Annotated in this window: 7 protein-coding genes; 3 read left to right on the top strand and 4 right to left on the bottom strand. The window is 64.3% G+C overall.

Translation table 11 applies throughout. The features are described 5' to 3' along the window. The first annotated feature begins 90 nt into the window (after positions 1-90). From ACWFRF_RS33830 to ACWFRF_RS33840, 3 genes are read left to right on the top strand one after another with little or no spacing between them, the layout of a single operon-like run. Complete coding sequence (locus ACWFRF_RS33830) at positions 91-897, top strand: ABC transporter ATP-binding protein (RefSeq protein WP_379221846.1); 807 nt, start codon at positions 91-93, stop codon at positions 895-897. Further along, a complete protein-coding gene (locus tag ACWFRF_RS33835) occupies positions 887-1774 on the top strand; it encodes an ABC transporter permease (RefSeq protein WP_378988671.1) in 888 nt (295 codons plus the stop codon). The genes ACWFRF_RS33830 and ACWFRF_RS33835 overlap by 11 nt, the downstream gene beginning before the upstream one ends. A 3-nt stretch (positions 1775-1777) precedes the next feature. Further along, positions 1778-2830, top strand: coding sequence for an ABC transporter substrate-binding protein (locus tag ACWFRF_RS33840; protein ID WP_387442533.1), 1053 nt, complete (start codon positions 1778-1780; stop codon positions 2828-2830). Positions 2831-2875: 45 nt separating this feature from the next. On the opposite strand, the gene ACWFRF_RS33845 is transcribed toward ACWFRF_RS33840, so the two are convergent. The 4 genes from ACWFRF_RS33845 to ACWFRF_RS33860 form a co-directional block, all read right to left on the bottom strand. Continuing rightward, entirely contained in the window at positions 2876-3640 is a 765-nt protein-coding gene (locus ACWFRF_RS33845) for an ESX secretion-associated protein EspG (protein WP_452454188.1), read from the bottom strand. Further along, positions 3637-4779, bottom strand: coding sequence for a hypothetical protein (locus tag ACWFRF_RS33850; RefSeq protein WP_452454190.1), 1143 nt, complete (start codon positions 4777-4779; stop codon positions 3637-3639). Before ACWFRF_RS33850 ends, ACWFRF_RS33845 begins: the two co-directional genes overlap by 4 nt. Before the next feature lie 152 nt (positions 4780-4931). Further along, on the bottom strand, positions 4932-5324 hold the full coding sequence (locus tag ACWFRF_RS33855) for a hypothetical protein (protein WP_452454192.1): 393 nt from the start codon (positions 5322-5324) through the stop codon (positions 4932-4934). 25 nt (positions 5325-5349) lie between these two features. Further along, positions 5350-5880 (bottom strand): DUF3558 domain-containing protein, encoded by a 531-nt coding sequence (locus tag ACWFRF_RS33860; protein ID WP_452454194.1) that lies wholly within the window; start codon positions 5878-5880, stop codon positions 5350-5352. Positions 5881-6375: the final 495 nt, after the last annotated feature.

The following is a 6375-nucleotide window of genomic DNA, read 5'->3' on the forward strand; positions in this document are numbered from 1 at the left end:
CGCACAAGCGCGCGCCCTGTGACCCACAACACTTACCTTTCGATAGCGGCCGCGCATCACACCAAGGCGGCGCCGGACACAGGAGCAGCAATGAGCAATCCACTCATCGAACTCCGGGGCGCGACGAAGCGCTTTCCCGGAACCGACGGTGGCATCCACACCGCGGTGAAGAACATCGACTTCACCGTCGCGCCAGGCGAATTCGTCGCGGTGGTCGGCCCGACCGGCTGTGGCAAGTCCACCACCCTCTCCCTGGTCTCGGGCCTCGAGCCCACCTCGGCGGGGCGCACGCTGGTGCGCGGCAAGGATGTCGACGGCATCCCCGACGGCATCGGTTACATGTTCCAGCAGGATGCCGTGCTGCCGTGGCGCAGCGTGCTCGACAATGTCGCGCTCGGCCCGCGCTTTCGTGGCGTGTCCAAAGCCCAGGCGAAGGCGAAGGCCGCCGAATGGGTGCGCATCGTCGGGCTGGCCGGGTTCGAGGACTACTACCCGCACCAGCTCTCCGGCGGCATGCGCAAGCGCGTCGCACTGGCCCAGACCCTGGTGAACGAACCCGAGATCATGCTCATGGACGAGCCGTTCAGTGCGCTCGACGTGCAGACCCGCCAGCTCATGCAGGACGAACTGCTGCGCGTGTGGGCAGGCACCGACGCCGCGGTGATCTTCGTGACCCACGACCTCGAGGAGGCCATCGCCCTGGCCGACCGGGTCGTGGTGATGACCGCGAGCCCCGCGACCGTCTGCGGTGACTTCCGCGTCACCCTCGAACGTCCGCGCAATGTCGAAGAGGTGCGCCTCACCGAGGAATTCCGCGACCTCTACCGGGAAATCTGGGAAACGCTGCGCGATCAGGTCGAGGCGGCTCGCACGAAGGGAGCGACCCGTGTCGCTTGAGACGATGACCGCGATCGCCGCGACGGCGCCGGAGGTCGAGGCGGAATCCGAGGAGCAGATCCTGGCCCGGGTGAAGGCCAAGAACCGCAAGTCCAAGCTGCGGGTGTGGGGTCTACGGGCCGCGCTGATCGTGCTGTGGCTGGGATCGTGGGAGCTGGTCGCCAGCGTCTGGATCGACCCGTTCTTCTACTCCAAGCCCTCCCTGATCTGGGATCGGCTGGTCGAATGGTTCACCGAGGGAACGCAGTTCGGGTCGATCTGGCTGCAGATCTTCACCACCGTGCAGGAAGCCGTGCTCGGCTTCGTGATCGGCACCGTCGCCGGTGTCGTGCTGGGCACCTTGCTCGGCCGCAGCCGCTACTGGGCCGACGTGCTCGCCCCGTTCATCAAGGCGCTCAACGCCGTGCCCCGCATCGTGCTGGCCTCGCTGTTCATCATCTGGTTCGGCTTGGGTCTGAGTTCCAAGGTTGCGACCGTGGTGGTACTGGTGTTCTTCGCCGTGTTCTTCAACGCCTTCACCGGCGCCAGGGAAGTCGACGGCAATGTCATCAACAACGCCCGCATCCTGGGTGCGAGTAAACGTCAGATCCTCGGCTCCATCGTGCTGCCCAGCGCCACGACCTGGATCCTGTCCAGCCTGCACACCGCCTTCGGGTTCGCGCTGATCGGCGCGGTCGTGGGTGAATATGCCGGTGCCAGTAAAGGTTTGGGCCTGCTGATCTCCAACGCCCAGGGCACCTTCGACGCGGCAGGCATCTACGCGGGCATGATCATCATCACCGTGGTCGCCCTGATCGCGGAATCGCTCATCGGCTTCGCGGAAGGGCGCCTGCTGAAATGGCGTCCCTCGCAGGCACAGTCGGGTCACGGGGTGTAGACGATGAGATACCGCAAGCCCTTCGCACTGGCGCTGCTCGCGATCAGTTCGCTGCTGCTGGCCACCGGATGCCGCGATTCGCGGTCCATCCCGATGGCCGACGGCAGACCCCAGATCACCATCATGGTCGGCGGTCTGGAGAAGGTGATCTACCTGCCCGCGATGCTCGCCCAGCAGCTCGGCGCGTTCGAGGCCAACGACATCGACGTGAAGCTGCTCGGCGAACAGTCCGGCGCCAGCGCCGAAACCGCCCTGCTCACCGGTGACGTCCAGGCCGTGGTCGGCTTCTACGACCACACCATCGACCTCCAGGCCAAAGACCAGTGCCTGCAGACCGTGGTCCAATTCGCCGACGTGCCAGGCGAAGTGGAACTGGTCTCCACCGCCGACGCCGACACCATCCGCTCGCCCGCCGACTTCCGCGGCCGCAACCTCGGCGTCACCTCGCTCGGCTCGTCGACCGACTTCCTCACCCAGGCGCTGGCCGGTCAGGAGGGTCTGAGCACCTCCGACTACACCAGGGTGAAAGTCGGTGCGGGACAAACCTTCATCGCGGGCATGAACCACGACGGCATCGACGCGGGCATGACCACCGACCCCACCGTGGCGAAAATGGTCCAGTCCGGTGACGCGAAGATCCTCACCGACATGCGTAACGAGGAAGGCACCCGCGCCGCACTCGGCGGCCTGTACCCCGCCTCATCGCTGTACATGAAGTGCGACACCGTTTCCGCGCACCCGGAGATCGTCCAGAAACTGGCCAACGCCTTCGTCCAGACCCTGCGCTGGATCGACACCCACAACCCCGACGAGATCGCCGCGAAGATGCCGTCCCAATACGCCGGCAGCGACCCCGCCCTCTACGCGAAATCCATCCGCGACTCGATCGGCATGTTCAACGGCGACGGCCTGATGAAACCCGAAGGCGCCCAGAACGTCCTCCGCATCCTGGGCCGATACTCCCGCAACGTGGCCCCCGTCCGGGACCGCATCGACCTCGAAGCCACCTACACCAACCAATTCGTCGAACAAGCGCACCGAACCCCGGCCCAGTAACGCCATCGACCCCTGCCGTGACTCATGGCAGGGGTCGATGCGTGTCTATCGGTAGGCGGGTTCGTTGTCTTCGCGATAGATCGCGATGGCCGATTTCATCAACCGCACCAACGACCCTCGGGCATCGCCGGTATCACCCGGTCGCGCCTCGATCACAGAGCCTCGTTCGGTGACCAGGTAGCGCCCATCCGGGAAATCCATCACGTGGAAGCCCTGTGCGGGTTGTGGCCGGTTGTCCGTCGCGGCGCCCGGATAGCCCGCCACGTATACCAGCGTCGACCGGGGCCGCCCGAAGAAATCATCCGCCTTCTGCTGCGGCGTGCGCCGGTCGGCCGCCCACGGATCGTAGGGTGCTTCCTCGTCGAAGTCGTTGCTGTTCATCGAGAACACGTCCCCGCCCGCCGCCCCCGTCTTCGGCAGCCGGGCAAGGAGCTTGTCGGGCAGCTGTTCGATCTCGAGCATGCTCATCCGGATGTCACCGCCCTCGTGGTCGAGCGGCACCCGCTGCTGTTCCACCAGCACCGCCTGCTGCCCCCGCACCGCCGCGAACGACCGCAACTTCTCCCCGTCGCCGTACCCGGCGAGCTCGAATCGCGCTTCCGGCTCGAGCAGAATTTGCAGCGCCGCGTCCAGCGAGTGGTCGAACATCGGCAGCATCCGCTGGGCCTCGTCCTGCCACAGCCGGTCGTAGTCGTCCACGGTCACCGCATCCGCCTGCGTTTGCAACGGATAGGGGAGCACATCGCGATCCGCCGCGCGCCACAGCACCGTGAAACCGAGCGCACTGAACTGCCACTGTCCCTGGCTCATGCGCCGATCACCGGCGGCACCGTCTTGGCCCGCTGATCCTCGCTGAGCCCCGTGAGTTCTTCACCGTTCTCCTGATTGATCAGATAGTCCTTCGTCCCGGATTCCTTCTCGTCATCGCCCTTCCCGCCCTTCCCGCCACCGGCACCCATACCGCCCATGCCCGACATCCCGCGGCCCGAACCGGCGGAACCCGCCCCTCCTGCACCGGCACCGCTCTTTCCCGCGGCCGCGCCACCCGGTGTGCCCGGAACGGCCGCTCCCGGCACGCCGGAACCCGGTGTCCCCGCACCGGGCGAACCGCCACCCGGAGAACCACCGGTCCCCATCGGTGTCGTCGACGCGGGGGTGGTGCCGGTCGGTGAAGTCGGCGTGGTCGGCACGGTGGACTGCGGTGTCGTCGCCGCAGGCTCCGTGCTCGACGGTGTCGTGTCGTCGCCGGTGTCGTCGTCGGAGGGGTCCTCCGTCGTCGTCTCCGTGGTCGGCTGTTCGGTCGTGGGCTGTTCGGTGGTGGGCTGTTGCGTGGTCGACTTCTTGTCGGTGGTGTCGTCCTTGCTGCCGTTGTCATCGCCCGGCTTCGAGCCGGTGTCCAAGGGGTTGTACGGCTGGGGGACGAGTGGGACGTCGGTGTCCGCGATCTTGATCGCCTCGTAATAGATGCCCTTGACCACCTCCGCCCCTTCCGATTTCGCGGTATCGGCGTTGTGGCTGTCCATCTTCCAGGTGGGTCCGGGGATGTAGCTCGCGATCCCGCTGAGCGTGGAGCCTTCGTGCGGCTGGACCCGATCCTTGGCGATCTGCATGGCCGACTCGACCACCTTCACCTTCTCGGCCATCATCTGCGCCGACGACAGCAGGTTTCCCGACTTCTCGACATAGTCCTTGATGCCCGCACCGGCGCTGGCTCCCGCGTTACCGGTCCACTTCTCCCCGATCGCTTTCCCGATTTCGGTGTCGTAGGTCTTGAAACCCTGTTCGAGCTTGTTGCGCAGGGTCTCCCAACGGGTGTGCAGCGTGTTGACATCGGTCATCGACATCGCGGAGACCCGCTCGTACAGGTCCGACATCTGACTCGGTTCGTCGTACGAGACGACCTGCGGCTTCTGGTAGGCGCCGTCGAATTCGTTTTTCAACTCCGCCAACCGATTCCGTGCGATATGCGCGTCCGGGCTCTCGTCCGTCGAGCGGGTCGGCTTGCTACCGTCGGCGTAATCCTTCAACGAGAGGTATGTGCTACCTCCCGGAATGGAGTTGACGACTGCCCTACCGACGACATTGTCCAAGAATGACATTCTTAACCACCACTGGGAAGGTTGGCGCCCTGTGAAGTCAGCGCTTGCGCTTGGGCTATTTGCTGGTCTTCGTACTTCTTCACCGAGATCTCGATGGTGTCGCGGATGAGCTCGAGGACCGCGATATGTTCCTCGAAGGCGGTGTTGAAATCTCGTTCTCCACCAATGGCTTTCATGCCCAGCATCTTGGCGAGTTCGTCGGCGGCAGTGAACCGTCCAAGGCCGGTGACCGTCGACAGCGGTTGCAGGTCGCTCTTGAGCCGGATGAACAGCGCTATCTGATTGTTGCTCGCATCGCGGCAGCTTGTCGCAACCGAGGGATCCAGGTAGAGGCGACCAGCTTTTGCCTCCTCGTTCAGGTATTGCCAGCGGGACTTCTCATCAGTTGGAGCCATCGCACCCCCTAATCTTCTAGATGGTTCACTTCGGAAACAGTGGAATAATCGCTTCGGCAATGGGATCGAGACGCTCGCAGGGCGGCATCGACTTCGACTTCGTACTGATATTCAGCAGGTCGATTTGTGCGAGCCCGCTTGCGGTCGGGAATGCGATGGAGCATTCCTCGTTCGCGTCGTTGTGGGTTTGCCGGTACTGCACGCCGCTGCGTCCCGCGACGACGACATCAGTAAATGCGATATTTGTAGGTTTTTCTCGCACTTCTTTGACAGTGTGGATCGTCGAATACACGTGGATGCCGTAATTCGGAGGGAACTCGGCATCTTCCCACCCGCAGATCTTCCACCCTGGTTCTTCTGCCCCAAGAATCCCCGACCGCTCGGATGCCACATCCAACCCTAGGCTCGTAAGCATCGAGTCGGGGATCTGCGTGCACGGATCCCACAATGCAGCGGTAGCCGCAGCTTGATCCGTGGTCGCACTCGGTTGCGCGTTCCCACTCTCGGTGGAAGAACACCCCGCCACCGCAAGCACCCCACACAACACCGCGCTCACCAACACAGACCGTCGCAGCACGAGCATCCTCCGTCTTCCCCGATCACCGAGCCACACCGTCCGGCCGAGCCCGCACCAACCCACGGCCGTCCGCATGCTCCCCGCACTCGGCCACCCCGTCGTTGCGCACAGCCTACGACACCACTGCACCCAATTCACCTCACCGCCCCCGCCCCATGAAACCTCCTCGACTCCACCGAGTTCCGCCGTGCGAGAGTGCAGACAACCTTCGACAACAACCCACGGCGACACCCGACGGTGGCGAGTCATGCGCTCGAACATCGATCCACCCCACCCACAGCATCACACTCAATCGGCCACTGAGATGGCACTCCTTCACACCCTTAGACGCACCGAAGCCCCTTCCGGTTCCATCGATTTCACCGCACGGACCAACCCTGTCGTATCCGCTACGCTCGGCGATTGGCACTGCGTGCCGCAGGTCTTTCCTGCCGGTTCTTTTCGGTGGTTTCGACCTGGTCGATCAGGTTCGAC

Source organism: Nocardia sp. NPDC055165 (genome assembly GCF_053606985.1).

Excerpts from the sequence above, each read along its gene's own strand:
- ACWFRF_RS33840 (WP_387442533.1), top strand. The coding sequence starts at position 1,778 with ATGAGATACCGCAAGCCCTTCGCACTGGCGCTGCTCGCGATCAGTTCG.
- ACWFRF_RS33845 (WP_452454188.1), bottom strand. The coding sequence starts at position 3,640 with ATGAGCCAGGGACAGTGGCAGTTCAGTGCGCTCGGTTTCACGGTGCTG.
- ACWFRF_RS33855 (WP_452454192.1), bottom strand. The coding sequence starts at position 5,324 with ATGGCTCCAACTGATGAGAAGTCCCGCTGGCAATACCTGAACGAGGAG.
- ACWFRF_RS33830 (WP_379221846.1), top strand. The coding sequence starts at position 91 with ATGAGCAATCCACTCATCGAACTCCGGGGCGCGACGAAGCGCTTTCCC.